The 18545-nt window shown below is 47.4% G+C and carries 13 protein-coding genes; 5 read left to right on the top strand and 8 right to left on the bottom strand.

The features are described from left to right. Positions 1-14 precede the first annotated feature (14 nt). Complete coding sequence (locus ABID47_RS21785) at positions 15-677, top strand: DUF998 domain-containing protein (RefSeq protein ID WP_354499824.1); 663 nt, start codon at positions 15-17, stop codon at positions 675-677. 474 nt (positions 678-1151) lie between these two features. Next, positions 1152-1718 carry a DUF4062 domain-containing protein gene (locus tag ABID47_RS21780; RefSeq protein ID WP_354499822.1) on the top strand — a complete coding sequence of 189 codons (567 nt, stop codon included), beginning with the start codon at positions 1152-1154 and terminating at the stop codon, positions 1716-1718. Positions 1719-1814: 96 nt separating this feature from the next. Here the strand turns inward: ABID47_RS21780 and ABID47_RS21775 are convergent, their stop codons facing one another. From ABID47_RS21775 to ABID47_RS21760, 4 genes are all read right to left on the bottom strand, one after another. Next, positions 1815-2594 carry a class B sortase gene (locus tag ABID47_RS21775; protein WP_354499820.1) on the bottom strand — a complete coding sequence of 260 codons (780 nt, stop codon included), beginning with the start codon at positions 2592-2594 and terminating at the stop codon, positions 1815-1817. Between the two features lie 19 nt (positions 2595-2613). Next, positions 2614-8877: a DUF7601 domain-containing protein gene (locus tag ABID47_RS21770; protein ID WP_354499818.1), complete on the bottom strand. Its 6264-nt coding sequence runs from the start codon at positions 8875-8877 to the stop codon at positions 2614-2616. Positions 8878-9414: 537 nt separating this feature from the next. Beyond that, entirely contained in the window at positions 9415-11538 is a 2124-nt protein-coding gene (locus tag ABID47_RS21765) for a bifunctional metallophosphatase/5'-nucleotidase (RefSeq protein WP_354499816.1), read from the bottom strand. A gap of 307 nt (positions 11539-11845) precedes the next feature. Further along, complete coding sequence (locus ABID47_RS21760; RefSeq protein ID WP_354499814.1) at positions 11846-12220, bottom strand: winged helix-turn-helix transcriptional regulator; 375 nt, start codon at positions 12218-12220, stop codon at positions 11846-11848. 125 nt (positions 12221-12345) lie between these two features. On the opposite strand from ABID47_RS21760, the gene ABID47_RS21755 reads away from it, so the two are divergent. After that, on the top strand, positions 12346-13389 hold the full coding sequence (locus ABID47_RS21755) for a zinc-binding alcohol dehydrogenase family protein (RefSeq protein WP_354499812.1): 1044 nt from the start codon (positions 12346-12348) through the stop codon (positions 13387-13389). A 667-nt stretch (positions 13390-14056) separates the two neighbouring features. Beyond that, positions 14057-14479 carry a tetratricopeptide repeat protein gene (locus ABID47_RS21750; protein ID WP_354499810.1) on the top strand — a complete coding sequence of 141 codons (423 nt, stop codon included), beginning with the start codon at positions 14057-14059 and terminating at the stop codon, positions 14477-14479. A gap of 104 nt (positions 14480-14583) precedes the next feature. Here the strand turns inward: ABID47_RS21750 and ABID47_RS21745 are convergent, their stop codons facing one another. Beyond that, positions 14584-14955, bottom strand: a complete 372-nt coding sequence (locus ABID47_RS21745) for a hypothetical protein (protein ID WP_354499808.1) — start codon at positions 14953-14955, stop codon at positions 14584-14586. Between the two features lie 264 nt (positions 14956-15219). Here ABID47_RS21745 and ABID47_RS21740 point away from each other — a divergent pair, with 264 nt between their 5' ends. After that, complete coding sequence (locus tag ABID47_RS21740; RefSeq protein WP_354499806.1) at positions 15220-15885, top strand: hypothetical protein; 666 nt, start codon at positions 15220-15222, stop codon at positions 15883-15885. Positions 15886-16098: 213 nt separating this feature from the next. Here ABID47_RS21740 and rlmH read toward each other — a convergent pair whose 3' ends face one another. From rlmH to ABID47_RS21725, 3 genes are all read right to left on the bottom strand, one after another. Continuing rightward, a complete protein-coding gene (gene rlmH, locus ABID47_RS21735) occupies positions 16099-16578 on the bottom strand; it encodes a 23S rRNA (pseudouridine(1915)-N(3))-methyltransferase RlmH (RefSeq protein WP_145948221.1) in 480 nt (159 codons plus the stop codon). A gap of 265 nt (positions 16579-16843) precedes the next feature. Beyond that, a complete protein-coding gene (locus ABID47_RS21730) occupies positions 16844-17011 on the bottom strand; it encodes a CxxH/CxxC protein (protein WP_076172419.1) in 168 nt (55 codons plus the stop codon). Positions 17012-17122: 111 nt separating this feature from the next. Beyond that, positions 17123-18376 (bottom strand): S1C family serine protease, encoded by a 1254-nt coding sequence (locus ABID47_RS21725; RefSeq protein WP_354499803.1) that lies wholly within the window; start codon positions 18374-18376, stop codon positions 17123-17125. Positions 18377-18545: the final 169 nt, after the last annotated feature.

Genomic DNA, 18545 nt, shown 5'->3' with positions numbered 1-18545 from the left:
GGGAAATCTACAAAGTGATTAAACCGGTTTTGAATACAAAACCAATTTCTGCGTCGGCTGCACGATTGTCCATCAGTACCGGAGTGATTTTCGTAATCATTCTAGGAAGCCTCCATTTGCTAGAGCCGGAATTCGACCCGACTTGGCGATTTATCAGCGAATACGCATTAGGCAATTTCGGTTGGTTAATGCATCTTGCTTTTGGGCTATTAGCAGTGAGCTTAATCAGCGCCGGAATCGTGATCCACTCACAGGCCCGCAATATTGCAGGATACATAGGACTCGTTATTCTAGGGATAAGCGCCATCGGTACCATGATCGCTGCCATTTTCGTGACAGACCCTTTATCGGTAAGTCAGGATGATGCAACGTTCAGCGGTAAAATGCATTCTATTGGAGCCACGCTAGACTACACGCCAGTGGCCGCTCTCCTGATCAGCTTTGCCTTAGCACGCAATGAAGCTTGGAGGACCATTCGAGTACGTCTGTTTGTTACTGCCGGCATTACGTTCATCATCATGGTGCTTTTCATCCTTCAGATCCCTCACGACGGCCAGTTTGGTCCAGGCGTGCTTGCAGGTTTGTACGGGCGTATCCTCATTGTGTCCTATCTTGGCTGGGTCTGCATTGTTGGGACTCATGCGCTTAAGCTGCGCAGGCAAAATTCCATGGGATAACCATCAATGATCCCTGCCGGGTCCAAAAAATTGATACGCTTCACCGTACACTAATTGAGCATCCTTAAGGATGCTCTTTTGTTGCGTGGATACGGGCTTGGTACTGCGAACCCCACGTTAAAACTCTGCTTTTTCGCGGCGAACCGATGACTTGTTAACGAATAACAAGCCGAATAGAGCAGCGAGTACGGCCACCAATCCCTAACCTCCTTAGGATAATTTTTAGGTGACCTCAAGTTTAATATACGTTTAATACTGGTTCGTAGGGTTGTTCCAATGTTCCCGAAGCGGCAAGCTTGCCGCATAAGACCCCCTGCAAATTTTGACAAATAATGTGAGAGGGTGGTAGATTCTAAATGGATTGAAATATAGTTTTACCCTGAACCTCCTGTTATACCGGCCCAATACGGCCTATTTCGTTCATTCCTTTATTTCATTCTATATTTTTACGAATTCTACAATTTAGGTGGGCTTATGAGAAAAAAACTACAAATTTACATATCGTCTACTTACTATGATCTAATCGAGGAAAGACATACCGCTGTGGAAGCCGTACTTCAAGCCGGTCATATCCCTGCTGGAATCGAGCAATTTTTCAAGGAAAGCCCAATGAACATTAGGAAGAGATGGATTGACGAGTCCGATGTATATATCCTGATTCTGGGAGGATTCTATGGTTTGACGCTTCCTGATGAATCCAAAAGCTATACGCATTGGGAGTATGAGTATGCCGGAGAAGCGGGCAAAACCAGATTTGCTTTTGTTGTTACAGATGAAGCATTAAGACAAAAGCCATACGACTTTACAGCGATTGAATACTATCAGGAGTTTCAAGCGTTTAAGCAAACGGTCATGGAACAAGTCCCCATCTATTATGTTGAGGATGTACGGCACATTAAAATGGTACTTCGTGATCAATTGCCGGGCTATGCAGCAAGAGACGATTTACATGGCTGGGTTTCCGGTAAGGATATCCCGGACGTTCAAAAGCTTTTGGAAGAGAATGCAAGATTAAAGGCGGAGTTGGAGAAAAAGAAATGAAAGAGGGGCTGGCACAACCAGCTCCGAATCCAAAAAATCGCGTCCTCCAAAGGAAGAACGCGATATCAAACAGCTTGACTCCGTATTTCTACATCGTCAATTAATCTTTCGGGCAACCACCGCTAGCCGGCCGTTTTCGGTTGAGTACTCGCAAGTGGACAGTACAACAAGCTTGTCGCCATATCGGGCTGTGACGCCCGTGTCATAAAGAGCGAGTTTCTTGATGTTCTGTACATACGAATCGAACTCGGCGGGCGTACTTACATTTTCAATCTGGTAGTATTTAAAAACGTCGTCCGATTTGCGATAAACTTGCGACAAAGTGACGGCTACAATTTCGTACTTTTCCTTTTCATAAAGCGTGCTGAACTGGAACGTAGCGTGCTCTTTATAAAAGTTTTCGTTCTTGTATTTCATTAAATCTTTAAACATCCAGCCGCTTTTCATGTGATGTCCATGAATCAGCAAAATGCCCGAACCATTGGCCCGACTATGCGCATCCAAAAAGGGGAGGCCGCCTTTGTTTTCCTTCTTATCGAAATCATGATTGAGATAGTACTCCGCATCCTGGGGATTCTGCATGACCGGGTACTCAATTCGGGTGCCGTCAATCTGCAGCCAGCCGACGATATCCGGATTCCTCTCGTAAAGCTCTCGAAATTCGGGAAGCATGACCGGCTTACCCGCCTTATTGGACAAAAGGGAGGGGATTGCATCCCCTCCGCCTTTGCCAGACCCATCCTCCCTAACTTTTGTCAGCTCTTTGATTTTCTGCTGTTCAGCATAATCCTGAAGGAGAGTCCTCGCAATACTGAAGAGAGAAAATACCAACACAAGTAGGGAAACGGCGATAAGAATCTTTTTAGTTTTGCTCATTTTCTTACCGCCTTTCCGATCACTGAATGTGCTTTTTCTTCTTGTTACCGATTAAGCAGAGCCCGATCGTCATCAAGGAAATCAGCGCTAAAGCCATATAAAGGATAGGCGATACGCTGTTGTCTCCGGTTTTCGGAGCATCGTCCAGTTCGTTGCCGACGTTGCCGGTTCCGTTGTTGCCATTGTCGGTTCCACTGTTACCGTTATCGGTTCCGTTGTTGCCGTTGCCGGTTCCGCTGTTACCGTTGTCGGTTCCGTTGTTACCGTTGTCGGTTCCGCTGTTATCGTTGCCGGTTCCGTTGTTACCGTTGTCGGTTCCGCTGTTATCGTTGCCGGTTCCGTTGTTACCGTTGTCGGTTCCGTTGTTACCGTTGTCGGTTCCATTGTTACCGTTATCGGTTCCGCCGTTGCCGTTGCCGGTTCCGTTGTTGCCGTTGTCGGTTCCATTGTTACCGTTGTTGGTTCCGCCGTTGCCGTTGTCGGTTCCACTGTTGCCGTTACCGGTTCCGTTGTTGCCGTTGTCGGTTCCATTGTTACCGTTATCGGTTCCGCCGTTACCGGTTCCGTTGTTGCCGTTACCGGTTCCCCCGTTGCCGTTGTCGCCGCCCCCACTGTTACCGTTGTCGGAGCCGCCACCGGAACGGATCGGCTTCATTGGCACATCGTATTTGATAATGTCATAATCGACAGAAATCGTATCGCTCCGATGCGTCTCATATCCGTCCTTCGTTACGATCAGATAGTAATCCGCGTCAGGAAACACCATGTATGCATAGAAGCCATTTGCGTCGCTATCCTGCTCGGGGCTCTCGTTGTTGTGCGGCGGGAAATTCGGGACCGGAGGAAGCGTTACTTTCGTATCCGGAGTGTGCCCGTTATCTCTATTCCGCTGCGTATCCGCATAATACAGAGTAACTTTGGCTCCATCAATTTTCTTGCCGGTGATAGCGTCTCCTGTCGTTTCATCATAAACCGTACCGTAAGGATCGACCAATTCCTCGGAAATATTCAGCTCTCCGTTTGCTTTCATGTCCAGCTGCGTCACCTTGAAGAGCAATTCCTTACCGTCCTCAGCTTCATAGCGAACTTCCATGGTGTACTTCTGCTCGGTTAACCCTTCCACGGAGAAAGTGCCGTTTGAAGCCATCGGAAACGCCTTGGGACGACCGTTCTCTTGAATATAATTGCCGTCCTTGTCCTTTAAATAAATATGCATCTGGCTGGTAAACGAATCGTTGAATAGCTCTTTTGTTCCATCCAGCTGCTTGAACAGCACGATCCCTACCGCCGTAATGTCGGCCGGAACGGTCTCGTCTATCACACTGCCGTCCACATTTGCTTTTTGCGTGAACTCGACAGGGACATCCTTCCCGCCTACATGATACAGCTTCGTATAAGTGATCGTATAGTCCGTATCGGCTGCGGCCGGAATCGAATATTCACCCTTCTCATTCGTCCGAATCGTTTGCTGTTCATCGGTCTTCTTGTTTGTTACGATGATTTCCGCGTTCGGAATGACTTCGCCTGTGTTGTTGTCACGCAGCACGCCTTCCAGATATGGGCGGGTATTTACAAAGTATGCTTTGGCCGCTGTTTTCTCCGGAATGGTCCCTGTGCGAACGAACCCTTCAGGATCCGTCACATAGCCGTCTTCCGAATAATCGTCCTGGGTCACCGTATACTGAAGGCCCGTCGGGAGTCCTTGCACAACGAGCGTCTGACCATCCGTAAGATCGAAGGTGTCTCCACTCTTAATCATGCCTGTAGTGCCGTCAGGCTTCTCATAGGCGTAGGATTCGTCCGATCCCGTTCCTGTGAAGGTGATCGTGTACTTGAACAATTTTTTCTTGTCGTCGTCTTTGCCTTTAACCGTGTTGCTGATGAGCAGGTCGCCCTTTATGACTCGCACGTTTGTGAACGGGGCCTCTTTATCAGTACCTTGCATGACTCCCGTATAGTTTTGTTCCTCAGGAGTAGTGACGTAATCATCGGTTGCATAGTCCTTCTGAGTAACTGTGTATTTTAGATCTTTAGGCAGACCCACAATTTCCAGCGACTCTCCATCCTTGAGTGTGAAGGATTCGCCGGACTTGATCGTACCTGTGCCGCCATCCGACTTCTTGTAAGAGTAGCTTCCGCCCTTGCCTGCACCCTCAAAGCTAACGGTGTACTCGAACGCCTTCGTCTTGTCGCCGCCGTTGCCTATGACCGTATTGCTCACGGTCAGCTTGCTGACGATCCGTTCATTGATGAAGTCGGCCTTGTGATCGCCTTTATTCACAATCGTGTCGGACCATTCTCTCGACTCCGGCTCAGTCGTGTAACCATCAACGGTCGTATAATCGCCCTCGGTAACGGTATAAACCAGACCAGCAGGCAATGCCGGCAGCGTCATAGTTTGCCCGTGCTTAAGGGTAATCTTGTCATCGCTTTTGATCATGCCAGTCGTATTATCTGACTTTTTATAAAAGTACTCTCCGCCCTTACCCTCACCGTTGAAGGTTACGGTGTACTCGAACTCTTTGTTCGGGTCGCTTCCGTTGCCTTCCACCTTATTGGTGATGGTCAGCTTGCCTTGGGCCGGCGTAGGCACGACCAGCGGATGAGTGCTATCTACCAGTTCGCCGTCCACCCAGATAGGGTTAAATGGCGTACTAGACACACGCACGTTATAAACTCGCTCGGTTGGTAGATAGGTAGCCTCGTCGATCCAGGTTTCCTTCAGATCATAAAGTCCTACCTCGACGTTAAAAATCAGCTCGCCTTTGCTGTCAGTAACTCCCTTGATCGGATTACCCTTCTTGTCAAGAGCTACCGAACCATCCTTGTTGTACAGCGTAAACTCTACGCCCTGCAGCGGCTTGCCGTCCGGGTCGACCTTTTTCAGCTTCAGAATAGGTTGCCATCCGGCACCGCCACTAATGTCTGCACTTTCTACCGTGTATTCCGCATGACTGCTGACATCCTTGGCAGCATCGTCGCCCATCATCTGAACATTATTGCCCGCCGTGTCGCCGACACCGAGTACAGTGCCGTCGATTTCAGTCTGGTAGATGAACAGATACAGCTTGTTCGGGTTCGCCATCTTGAAGGTCAGAGTCGTTGTCCCGTCTGTCTCCTTGTTCGCCATCACCTTGACCTCGCTATCAGGAGCGTACAGATCAAGAGCCTCACCGTCTTTGGCCAAAGCTCCGCTAGCCGTTAGCTTGGCAGGATAGACCGCCATATCGGGAGCACGGAGAGAGAGCCGGTCAAATTCGTCGTTGCGCAGTTTGAGTCCCTTGCCTAACGTATCCTGCAAGTAGGCGGTATCCTTCACTGTAAATGGTGTAGCATATTCCACGGTCCATTCCAGCACGCCAGGGGCTGCCTTTCTTACCGTTTTGCTCACGGATTTTGACGAAGGAACGATGACTTTCCGCTGAATGGGCTTGTTATCCCGCTCGACGTTGACTACGGTATCCTCGTCCCCCCATTTGATGGACAGTTCCGCCTTGTTATATACCGTCGTTTCTGTCTGGCCGACTTCCGCATATTGCTTGAGGGTTGCCGCCGTTGGCCCCGCCTTTACCAGGATCACGTATGGCTGTTCCAGCTTCGTAAAGCTAAACGTCCCCACATTGCCTGTAGCCGAAAAGCTTAGCAGATTACCAGAGTCGGCAATAGGCGTCGCAGCGTTGACACTTAAGCCATAATCGGCCCTTACTCCATTGTAAATCTCAAATGCTTTCCCCTCGGAATAAGGCTTAAACTCCCAGCCCTCGGGGAGGTTGTCGATGACTTTTATATTTTGTGCGACATGCGTGCCGCCGTGCTTGGCCATTTCCTCGGTATTGATTCCGTTGGCGTTGACCGCTAACCGGAAAGTTACCGTGTTGGTCGCCCGGTCATAGGCCGCTCTTGTCCAATAGTCCTTCTCATTTCCGGAGTAGATAAAACTGTTGACCTGATTTGGCGCAACATTATCTTCCACGCCGGTTGCCGGGTTCACCGGTTTTGATGCAAAGAGCATCCCCTTAGCCAGCATACCGCTGTTGAAAGCGTTATTGTTCGAACTTACGCCCATTGCATAAGTTCCACCGTCGAACAGAGATACCTGATTGTAAAAATTATTCCCGAAATTGTGTGCAAAATGCTTCCAGTTCGTCAAGAAGGTGTTAAAGGTATACGTATATACCTTCTCTCCGGTTGTAAAACCAGTGACGGACAGAATGTCGGCGACTGCCTTGCCATTTTGGGAAATGGTGTAGACTTTTTCGGTTAACCCATCGGCGGAGGCAAAAGAATCCGGCTTATACCGCTGCCAGTATCTTGGATTTGCCGAATTTTTGGTTCGAATTGCTGTCAAGAGTGCCGGATCGATAGACGGGCTGACCGTTACGTTACTCCAGTCAATGTCGCTTCCATCTCCGTACACGAGCAGGTCATAGATGTTGCCGTCCGGCATCGCATCAAGTGGCTTGAAGCTCACCTTCCATCCTAACGTACCTGATGTCAAATCACCGCCGTTGGCCGTCTTGCTCAGGCTGTTGCTCGCTTTGGTGACCGTTGCCTGATCCATTACTCCGATGTCGTTGTTTTGCCCGTTGCCGTCGGTCTGATCCAGATTCCACTTGGCGGTAGCCTTGTTAGTAAAGCTTGTTTGCGTGCCGGTAATGTCAGTGACAATGACCAGCCTCACCGGGCCGTTCACATTTCCGAAGGAATAGACATCATCTGCAGGCCTCGCCGTAATCGTATGTATATCCGACCATACATTTGCTTCAAATTTCTGATATGTTGCCGATTTGAAGGTGAGCCCGGCAGGGATGACATCTGATATTACCAAGTCTTGCAGAGGTGTCCTGTTGTATTTGCCGTTATAGTTAACTGTAATGGTCCATGTGATCGTGTTGTCCTTGTAGTTCTGCACGCCGTCCTTCTGAATCCAGACAGGCTTGAGCGCAACCGTCCACGGATTACTTGTTGTCAGCTCCGTATTGTCCGATTCCAGTAATTTTACTGCACTTGTTCCCTTACCATTACTTACTTGCTGTGTATTGGTTAAGTCCCAGCTAGTATCATTATAACGATACTGCTTGTAGTATTTTTCCTTAGGAATCCATGTTTCGAAGACGATGGTTGCCGTATCGCCGATATTGTCAGGGAAGGTGTAGGTCAACTCGCCCCCGTTATAGATCGGCGTTGCTCCTTCCACCACATTGTTAGCGGCATCCTTTACCTCGAAGGAACCTGTCACATAATTACCTACATTAGTCAGATTATTAGAAAATATCGTTCCGTCCAGCGGCTGCTTAATGTTGACATCGTCCATGTCAGTGGCGGTGACAACCGCTTGCCATTTAATTTTGCCCGCTTGGAAATCGGCGTTAGATATCTCGACCCTGCCTCGTTGCTGTGTATTGTCAAAACTGTCTGTGTTACTGTTGGAGCGCAAGTTAATGCTGTATTTTGCTGTAACTTTCGGGTTTTCCAGCGTATAGGCGCTTCCGAAAATGGTGATGGGCTTGGTCGTGCCGTAGTCCATGCCCTCCACATCAGCCTTCGCGGTGGTGTCAAAGCGGAAGGAAACATCGGTCCCCTGGAGGAACAAGCTATCCTCGCCGTCAAAAACGACCTTAATGCTGGTCCCGGTGAAAATGGCGGTGCCCAGCTTGTAGTCTTGCCCAAACAGGGTGACGTTCAAATCTTTTGTGGCATTCGTCAAGGTTACACCCTGAAAATAATCCTCTTGCTTCAACTCAATGAAGTCGCCCTTCTGGATGTAAGTTTCTGGATCGCTTTGATTCGAGTCACTATCGCTCCGCATCGGCACACGGAGACTCTCCGATGTAAGGGTGAATGTCTGTCTGCCGTTGATTTTGTCGACATTCTCGTCGTAATCCGGGGCGTTTACTGGCTTTATCGAAGGCCCCCCTTGGGTAACCGTCAGCGGGAAAGGGGCGTTTTTACCCATGAATAAACTCGTCTTATCCGTCGGCCCTGCCGCTAACGGCATGACGCCCTCCGGGGCACCATACACCGCTTCAGTTACCGGCGGTTCAGTCGCGTCCGGTGAGTCGACTACTTCCGTTTCGGAATCGTTTGGCACGATCTCCACATCTGATCCCGACGACGGTTCGTCCGTGCTCGGCGAGCCAGATTCACCAACTACTTCCGCCCCCGAATTGTCTGGCGCACTCTCCGCATATGCGGCGGCAGAGAACGCCACCGTCTGCAAGACAAGCATAATTGCCAAGCAGAAAGAGAGTATTGCTTTACCTATACTGCGTTTTCGTTTCAAGACACTTTTGTCCTCCATTCCCGAAACTACTGAAATTTTTGCGACTGTAGGATCATCGGTTCAATATCGCTCAACCGAATAGACTTTTATATTTGCTCAATCCCAGCAGCTCTTTGCATCATCTAAGTCTTGCAGGGTTCCCTCCTTTCCTCTCCTCCACAGATGCTGATAGGCCTAGTTGGTAACACATTTAGTTGTGCTCTCTTCTCTTCCTGTTATCTGAGTTTCGCTGTGATCTATCATCACGAAATCTCCTCAGGTGTATGACCAGCCCATTTAGTTCTGTCTAATTTTGGAGAATATAGTCGACTTGCGATGATTATACTCATTCCTACTGAATAATTACTGAATATTGAGTATAGATAAGGTGTTAGTCATATAAGCATGAAAAAACACATCCTCAATTGGGAAATAGCATTCTTCTAGATAAACCTCTCCATCAATTGAGGGACTAATTGAGGTTTATCACTAAAAGATACCTTTTCACCAAAGGGATGTGTTTTTCTGTCTTAATACAAGGTTTGAATCACTTCTACATTATGAAGCTTTTGCTGCAACAGCCTTTTGAATTAACGCTTTTGCATCGCTATTGGAAAGACCTTGTTTAGGTTGAAGCAATTTTTTATCCGTTGCACTTAGAATACCTTTATCAATCAGAGTGGCCATAGATTTAACTGCGTAGGCAGAAACGGTTTTGCCATCTTCAAAACCTGCAATAATCGTAGCAGCGTTTTTATCAGAAACTGGATTGTTCAACAATTTAGCAAGAATGGTAGCCGCTTCTTCACGAGTGATATCACGATCCGGATTGAAGTTACCACCGTAGCCTTGGATGAAACCGGCATGAGCAGCTTCAGCGATGGCATCTGCATAGGCAGCGTCAGCAGCAACATCCTTGAATGCAGGTGCTGCAGCTACTTGGTTTAGTTTCAACATATCTACTAGAGCACTCACAAATTCAGCACGAGAAATGACATCTGTGTTTACAGGTGTTTCCGGTTGTTCTGTAGATGCACCCAGGTTGGTAATGCGTCCTTCTGTTTTAGCCTGAATAGCGCCACCTTTAAATTTATCTACAATGTACTGATAGAATACATCCAGATCGATCGGACCGGCTAAGGATGATTTAGCATCCACCAGCACTTTATAGTTATCTCCACCTGCTGCCATAAAGTTGTTAACTACAGCCGTATATGTTTTTCCAGGATCAATCGGTGTACCATCTTCAAGAGTGAGACTAGTCACACGTTCAGCAACGGGCTTGTTGAAATCTGCCGTATACTTCAAGCCAGAGATTTGTAGTGTTTTGGTGTTTGGTGTACCGTCCGCGTTTGTACCCCATTGCTGCTGCAGCAAGGTTTGAATTTGTGCACCCGTCAGCTCCAGTTTCACTAAAGTGTTGCCAAAAGGTTGTACTTTAGCAAGATCAGCAAAGGTTACATCGCCTTGCGGCAGATCCGCACGAATTCCACCTGGATTCATAAATGCAAAGTCAGCAGCGCCTGCTTTATCACCAAAGTCTGCTTGACGCATTGCATCTGCAATGAGGTTTCCAAGAGGCGCTTCGTTATTATAAGCATCTGTACGAGTGACAGAACCATCTGTCGTACCTACCGGCTTCGTTAGCTCAGGGTGCTTGTCTAATGATTTTTTAATAATAGCTAAAGATTCAGGGTCTTCTTTGACACCGTCTTGAAAAGTTGTTGTAACTGTGGCTGATTTTTCGGCTACGTCTCCAGTCGTAGGGTCAATCATCAGCTTAATATCTTCAAATGCCGTACCATAAGAATAAGCCTGAACGATCAATTTTCCATTCACTTCACCGTTAGCTAAAGCATGATTGTCACCTGCAACGATAACATCAACAGGGGAATCGGCAGGCAAAGCTTTGGCCAAATCAGCCGCTTCTCCAGTGGTTACACCTTCTTTGGTTGTTGCTGGATCATGTGCCAGGACGATGATCGTTTCTACCCCTTGATCTTGCAATTCTTTTGCATATTTATTAACGGCTGCAACCTCTTCTTCTGCGCTTAAGAAACGCACGCCTGCTGTACCCGCTGGGGATACTTTAGAAGGTGTCGCTTTCGTCACTAATCCGATAAATCCGATTTTGACTCCGCCCACTTCTTTAACCACATAGGGCTTAATCAATGGTTTGCCTGTGGAAGTTTCAATGACGTTTGCATTTACATAATCAAATTTGGCGCCAGCATGGGTTACCTTGCCTTCTTTTGGATCCAGACCCCCAAAGATTTGTGCTTTTAATGCAGCGATACCTTGGTCGAATTCATGATTGCCCAAAGAACCTACATCAAAGCCCATCATATTCATCCATTCCATCGTAGGCTCATCACGATCCAGAGATGAGACGGGGGCGGATGCACCAACAGAGTCTCCATTATGGAAGAGCAGGGAGTTTTCATATTTGGCTTGAGCTTCTTTTAAATATGTTGCTAGAATTGGAGCTGTTCCGACCTTTTTGTCACTAACTATCGATGTGGTGTCCAACTGACCGTGCAGGTCATTGATTCCAATCAAGTGTACTTCGACATCGTTGCCTGCAGCAGAGACAGAACCTACTGCGCCAAACAATTGGGAAAGTAATAGAGCAGTAGTCGCCACACGAATGGTGCTTTTACCCAGAACTTTTTTCCATGACATGAGTTATAAAACCCCTCTCCAATTTCTGATCCGGAGATATTTTAACATAAATCAAATCATGGAAGTCATAGAATATATCAAATCTATGTAGAAAATTTGGGAGATTGGTAGGGAAGGAACAGCAGGAACCTCATGTATCAAAGTACACACTTTTCTCAAACCGCTAAAAAAATAAGCTGACAGAAGGGAATCTTCTCTCAGCTTATTTAGATAATAAATGATTTGCTAACTTGCGGTAATACTTAGGAAGGACTTGCAACATTCAAATTTTCCGCCGTTACTTATGGCACAGTTCTGCGCTCACGACTTACTCGTCCCCTTGCATCGCTCGATTTTCATTAAGCCTCTCTTTATAAGACTCCCCCCATGCTTTCATAGACGTTATAACCGGTTCCAGAGTCCTTCCGAAATCAGTAAGGGAGTATTCCACTCTAGGCGGAACCTCTTTAAATATTTCGCGATGAATGATGCCATCGCGTTCAAGCTCTCTTAATTGCAATGTGAGCATGAACTGCGTGATTCCCGGATTAAGGCGCCTGAATTCATTGAATCTTTTCGTGCCTTCCAAGAGCTGATAGAGAATGATCCCCTTCCACTTTCCACCAATAACATCCAGCGTTGTTTCAACCGGACATGCTTGCATATCCGGATTCAATCCATATTTATTTCTTCGGTCTCCCATCAGCTTATCCCCCAATGGTTTGATTTTTCATACTATACCATAAAAATCTGCGTACTTACTAAAAGTAATTGAATTGCTTTACAATGCAACTGTACAACATTTCCTATTTGAGAGGATGGATCCCCATGAATACTCACCAAAAGATGAAAGCAGTCGGTGCTTACCGATACCTTCCCATATCCAATCCAGAAAGCCTGATTGATCTTCAGTTGGATAAGCCGAAACCTACCAGCCGCGATTTGCTTGTACATGTAAAAGCACTCTCTGTCAATCCAGCAGACGTAGGCGTTCGTCAAAAACATAACTACGAAACCGAATCGCCGAAAATTCTTGGTTGGGATGCCGCCGGAATCGTAGAACAAGTTGGCCCTGACTGCCAACTGTTTCAGCCTGGGGACAAGGTCTTTTATGCGGGTAGTGTGTCTCGACCAGGAAGTAACAGTGAATTTCACTTGGTTGATGAACGAATTGTGGGAACTATGCCAAAAAGTTTGGATTTCGCTGCGGCCGCTGCATTACCACTTACCTCGATAACTGCATGGGAGGGCCTATTTGATCGATTGGGAATTAGCTTAGACGCAAATGAAAACAAAAGCATACTCATTATCGGTGCAGCGGGAGGAGTAGGATCGATCGCCATTCAACTTGCCAAATTAGCAGGTTTGACTGTCATCGGTACGGCTTCTCGTCCAGAGTCAGTTCAATGGGTCAGAAGTTTAGGTGCGGACTTTATCATAAACCACAACAACCCTTTTCAACCCCAGCTTAAAGAAGTTGGTATTGACACCGTAGATTATATTTTTTGCTTGAATGATACAGCCCAACATCTTGAAAATATGACAGAAGTCATTGTCCCTCAAGGTAAAATTTGCTCTATCGTTCCTATTAACAAGGAAACTTGGGCAGGGAGCTTCAAAATGGACTTGCTGTTTCCTAAAAGTGTAACCTTTGTATGGGAGTTCATGTTTACACGGTCCATGTTTTATACCAAAGACATGATCAAACAACACGAATTGCTGAATAAACTGGCGGACTTAATCGATGATGGAAAAATAAAAACTACACTAACTGAACGACTAGAGCCCATCAATGCAGCAAACCTGCGTTTAGCACACGAGAAGCTGGAAACCGGGCGGACCATTGGAAAAATTGTAATAGAGAACTTTTAATACTAAAGTAGGCGTGTTGGGTTCCAAAAATGCAGGAATGTGAATAGACAAGTCAAAGGCCCCCTTGCCCAATATGGGGCCTTTTTTATGGGTGGTATGGTGGTCACGCTGAAAGGTGCGCTGCTGCCGCGCATCCGCTACGAGGCTCTTATGGATTTTTAGCTTGGTTAAGCTCGGTTACTTTAAGATCCTTTTTACTGAATTCATAGGCTACCGTAACATTCTTGATCATTTCCGTATCCTGATAGGCTAGAGAACCGTCAAACTCCAACGTATCATGGTCCTTCCACTCTATGTTATTTGCAAAACTATAATTCTCATGATCAGAACGGATCCATGTATCTAAACGGTTTTGCGCGCCAAATTTGACTCTTGCGGATTCAACTAATTCCGGGCTGATAAACCGGAATGTGCTTTCAAACTATGATCAGGCTTAAAAATTTGGTAGACTTTTCATATGTGATTATCTACCTGAAGTCAAAGACTATGTGCCAAGCGCATTCGCTTCGTATTCCAGCCTGATCATGAAGAAGAATTTACGGATCGTATCATTGGGGCGATAGGCTATTTACCGGCAATACCAGACGCCATCATTTTTGATGAAAGCCAACAAACGATCATTGGCTAAAATTCCTTAATCCATTCGAACAGAACAGGAGCGATCGCTTTGCAGCTCTCAAATTCCACTTATTCCGCAATTAGGGCTCTATGTAAACAAGGCGATGACTTCGTGAAGACAGGCGATCTTGATGCCGCCAAGCAAAATTATATTGCCGCCCTCCGTTTATTGCCTGAAAATCATCAAGAATGGGAGGCCGCCACCTGGATCTATGTAGCTATTGGAGATGTCCACTATCGTGTAAAGAATTACGATAAGGCCTTCAAGTGCTTTTTTAACGCCGTGCAGTGTCCGAAGGGGTTGGGTAATCCGTATATTCATCTTCGGCTGGGACAGTTATATTATGAACAGGAAAACTTTGAAAAGGCCGCTGACGAGTTAACCCGGGCTTACATGGGCGCCGGCATTGAGATTTTTATGGAAGACGACCCAAAGTATCTTGAGTTTTTGGAGACAAAGATAGAGATTTGAAATTCAGGCTACGCAAGAGCTGATTACGATATTTTTAAATTTTTATTTTTTTCCTTTAAACCATTGATTCATATTCCTCAGTAACTACCTCTGTAGATCCTACATTACTGATTCTCTTCTTCTTGTAAGACGGCTGCCCCGCCTATTAAACAGGAAATCTCAATATCATCAATGTCCACCATCTTATCTTTCTCTGCATCATAGTACTCCCCAAATAAAAATAACGACTCATTTTTCCTATCCAATAAATAGTGGATAATTTTTTCACAAAATTCTGTGACACTTTTAAACATGCTCTCCGGTTTTATCCCCGATTCATCGATAACGAACAATTCTTTGTGTTCATTACGGGCAGGGTTGCGATTTAAATGATACAGTTGAAAAGAGGTATCCTTGCGATACACTTTATAAATTGGAACTTCTATGTTGTCGATGAAATCTCCATCTGTATAACTCAAGCTAAACTTTACCGTCATCTATATTCTCCTTTCAACATGAATGTTTCGCCGTCACTTATGATACGGTTCTCCGTAACATCTATAAGGCGAAGTCGAAAGGCACCCATCGGGTGCCCTCTACTCCTTACTATATCATAACGAAAGGCTTCAAGCGCTTTTTGTTATACCTGTAAGATTATAATAGGATATATACAGGAACTAAAGGCTTGGAGACAAATGAAAATTGCTGTTTAGCTATACCTTTTTAGATTAAACAAATAAGAAAAATGGAGATGAAGCGATATGACAGATTATCCAACTGGCAAGGATATTTTTCGGGAATGTTGCTCCAGGATTGCCGCGGCCTGCGCGCCATGCGGTTTCAAATACAATAAATCCAGAAGAAAGATGATTAAACCGCTCGGTCCCTTTACAGCTGAGATACGTTTTTTAAGTCACTCTTCTAATATAGCCGGCATTTATTTGGAGTTTAATACCAATTGCCGAATCCTAAATACGCACAGCGGAAAAGTATACTGGGAGATCAGCTTAAGCACCTTCCGGCACAAAGGCAAGGTATGGAATTTAGCCAAGGAAGCCACCCGAGAGCGGGAACTGGCAGAAATCATCATGTTGATTCAAAATAAGGTCGTTCCATTGATGGACAAGTATGAGACTAATCTTGACGAGATCCTTGAGGAGGTCATCCAGACTGGATGGTTTTTGCCGCAGGCGAATCCAAGGGAATTCTATATTCTTGACGTTCTAGACCTGGTGGTTGATTTCGGCTCACCTGAACAAATACGTGAATGCGCGCATCTATACATCCGCCACTTATCGGAGGAAATGCAGGAAACCTTCGAGAACGATTATAATGCATATCAACGGGATGGACAGGCTGCGAGCACAATAGCATTTCGTAAATTAATCCCTTTTATGATCGAGCGCAACATTTCACTACCACTATAAAATGAAAGGATACCGGCTAGCGCAATCCACGGCTCATACCGATCCTGAATGCAATCACTTCTCACTTGTTGAAGAATCTGAAGCGACTGGATCAGTCGCCAAATTCAGCAGGCTTTGACACAATTGATTTTTTTGACAATAGTCATTCGTAACGCATAATGCCTCAAACAGACGTTTTTAAAGATCTCCAGGCAGGAAACAGCAGTTTTCGCCCTACTTGTGATACGGTTCCCCCCGATTGATCTTCACCGCACGATAAATCTGCTCCACCAGCACCAGCCGCATCAGCTGGTGCGGCAGGGTCATGCGCCCGAAGCTCAAGCGCTGCTGAGCGCGGCGCAGCACCGGATCGGAGAGCCCGTGGCTCCCTCCGATCACGAACACGACATGGCTCGTCCCGTAGGTGCCGAGCCGGTCGATTTCAGCGGCCAGCTCCTCCGAGCTCCAGAGCTGGCCGCCAATGGCGAGCGCGATCACATGCGCGCTCTCTTTAATGTGCGCGAGGATGCGTTCGCCCTCGCGCTCCTTCACAATCGACACCTCGGCATCGCTCAAGGTGTCAGGGGCCTTCTCGTCCGCGACCTCCACCATCTGAAATTTGATGTAAGGCGTCAGCCGCTTGGCGTATTCCTGGATGCCCTGCACCAGATACTTCTCCTTCAGCTTGCCGACGCCGATAATTTGAATCAGCATGAATACCCCTCCACCTATCTTTTTACGTGCCTTGAATATATGAAGCACACCATAAGGGCTTATATCTCCAAACCTGCTCGCCAAACCGTCGATATCACCGATGATCTTCGCCTTAAAAAGCTCCCTTAAAGAACAGCCCTTCATCGAACTATCAAATTGCATTTCACGAACCCGATCCACTCTTCCAAAAAGTAAAAAAGAGCGTGTCTCCACGCTCTCCCATCGCTATTCATCTCTTCATAGCATTTCCTGCGAAACCCTGCGGCTACACGACCAGGAACTTGGCCGGCTGTTCGCAGTGCGCGCACTGCACGGGCGGGTCCCAATCGGAGAACTCCGTCTCCTTCAGGTCCACGATATCCGGCGCGTCCTCGTACTCGTCGACGAACATATCGATCGCGAGCTCCACATGGTCTTTACAAACGACAAACATAAAATGGCATCCCCTTACAATTGCACACAATGTACGTATTTCTGGCTGGTCAATTCCGAAAACCTATGACTCTCATTATATCCGGTTTTGGGCCGGATCACACGTCCTATTTTAGGAATCCGGCTTGTCGGCGAGCTTGACGTCCACGGTCTCCTGCTGGCCTGCACGGTAGAAGGTGACCTTGAGCATGTCGCCGATCTTCACTTTGTCATACAGGTACTTCTTCAGCTCCAGCGTAGTCTTGATCGGGTCCCCGTTAAACTCCGTAATGACGTCGTTCAGCTTCAGTCCGGCGTCCTTGGCAGGTCCGATGGCATCCAGCACCACCACGCCGTCTTTCACGTCAGCCGGAAGCTTCAGCTCCTTGCGCTGATCCTCATCCAGCGGAGCGTACGGATTGTTCAGGTCCACGGTGTATACGCCCAGGTAAGGACGTGAGATTTTGCCGTATTTCATCAGCTCATCCACCGTCTTCATCACCTGATCGACCGGGATGGCAAAACCCAAGCCTTCCACACCGGCATCGGAAATCTTCATCGTGTTGATGCCGATCACTTTGCCGTTCAGATCCACCAGCGCGCCGCCGCTGTTGCCTTCATTGATGGCCGCGTCGGTCTGGATCACTTCCTGCTCCCAGTCGTACACGCCATCCTGGTTCAGCGACACCGGCACGACCCGGTTGGTGTAGCTGATGATGCCGGACGTCAGCGTATCCCCGAGCCCGAGCGGATTGCCGATGGCGAACACCGTCTCCCCTAGGCGCAGCTTCTTAGAATCGCCCATTTCGGCCACATCGGCAATATTCTTGTCGTCCACCGACAAGACGGCGATATCCGTCACTTTATCGGTACCGATGAGCGTTGCCTTTTTCATGTCCCCGCCGACCGTCATCACTTCCAGATCCTGTGAGCCTTCAATGACGTGGTTATTGGTGATGACATAAGCTTTGCCGTTCTCCTTCTTGAAAATGACCCCTGATCCGAGCGCCGAATCCTCCAGATCGGCCGTCCCCTTGTCCGCGTCCTTCGCATCTTTATAGTTCACGATGCTGACGACGGTCGGGCGGACTTTGGCCGCTGCCTGAACGAGCCGGTCAAACGGATCTCCGCTGCCGTCCAGCGGGGTTGAAGTAACGGCACTGACCGCCGCCGTCTCCCTTGTATGGGAAGGAAGGCCGGTGATGAGGCTGAACAGGAGCACCGCCACTACCGCACTGATGACGGAGCTGACCGTCGCCACGAACAGCGTGGACGTCCCCTGGCTGCGCCTGCTACTGCCCCACACCCGCTGTGCGGGATATACTTTGCGAAGGCTTCGCCGTTTGGAAATCTTGGTCGAATAAAAATCGTCACGAAACAGCCCCATGTGATCCTCTCCCCTTTGTTGTAACGCATCCCGAAAATCTTGTGAGATTCATCCATACAGATGCCTTTGACGAGAAATGAAAAATATCCGTCGCCAATGGCCGATCTGTATAACTAATGACGTGGCGGCATGTTCTAATAAGCTTCTAATCGTTCAGACTGCCTATACT

It is taken from the genome of Paenibacillus favisporus (assembly GCF_040545415.1).
Taxonomy (GTDB): domain Bacteria; phylum Bacillota; class Bacilli; order Paenibacillales; family Paenibacillaceae; genus Paenibacillus_AQ; species Paenibacillus_AQ favisporus.
The sequence above is the reverse complement of the archived record's forward strand: the minus strand, read 5'-3'. Positions and strand labels throughout refer to the sequence as shown.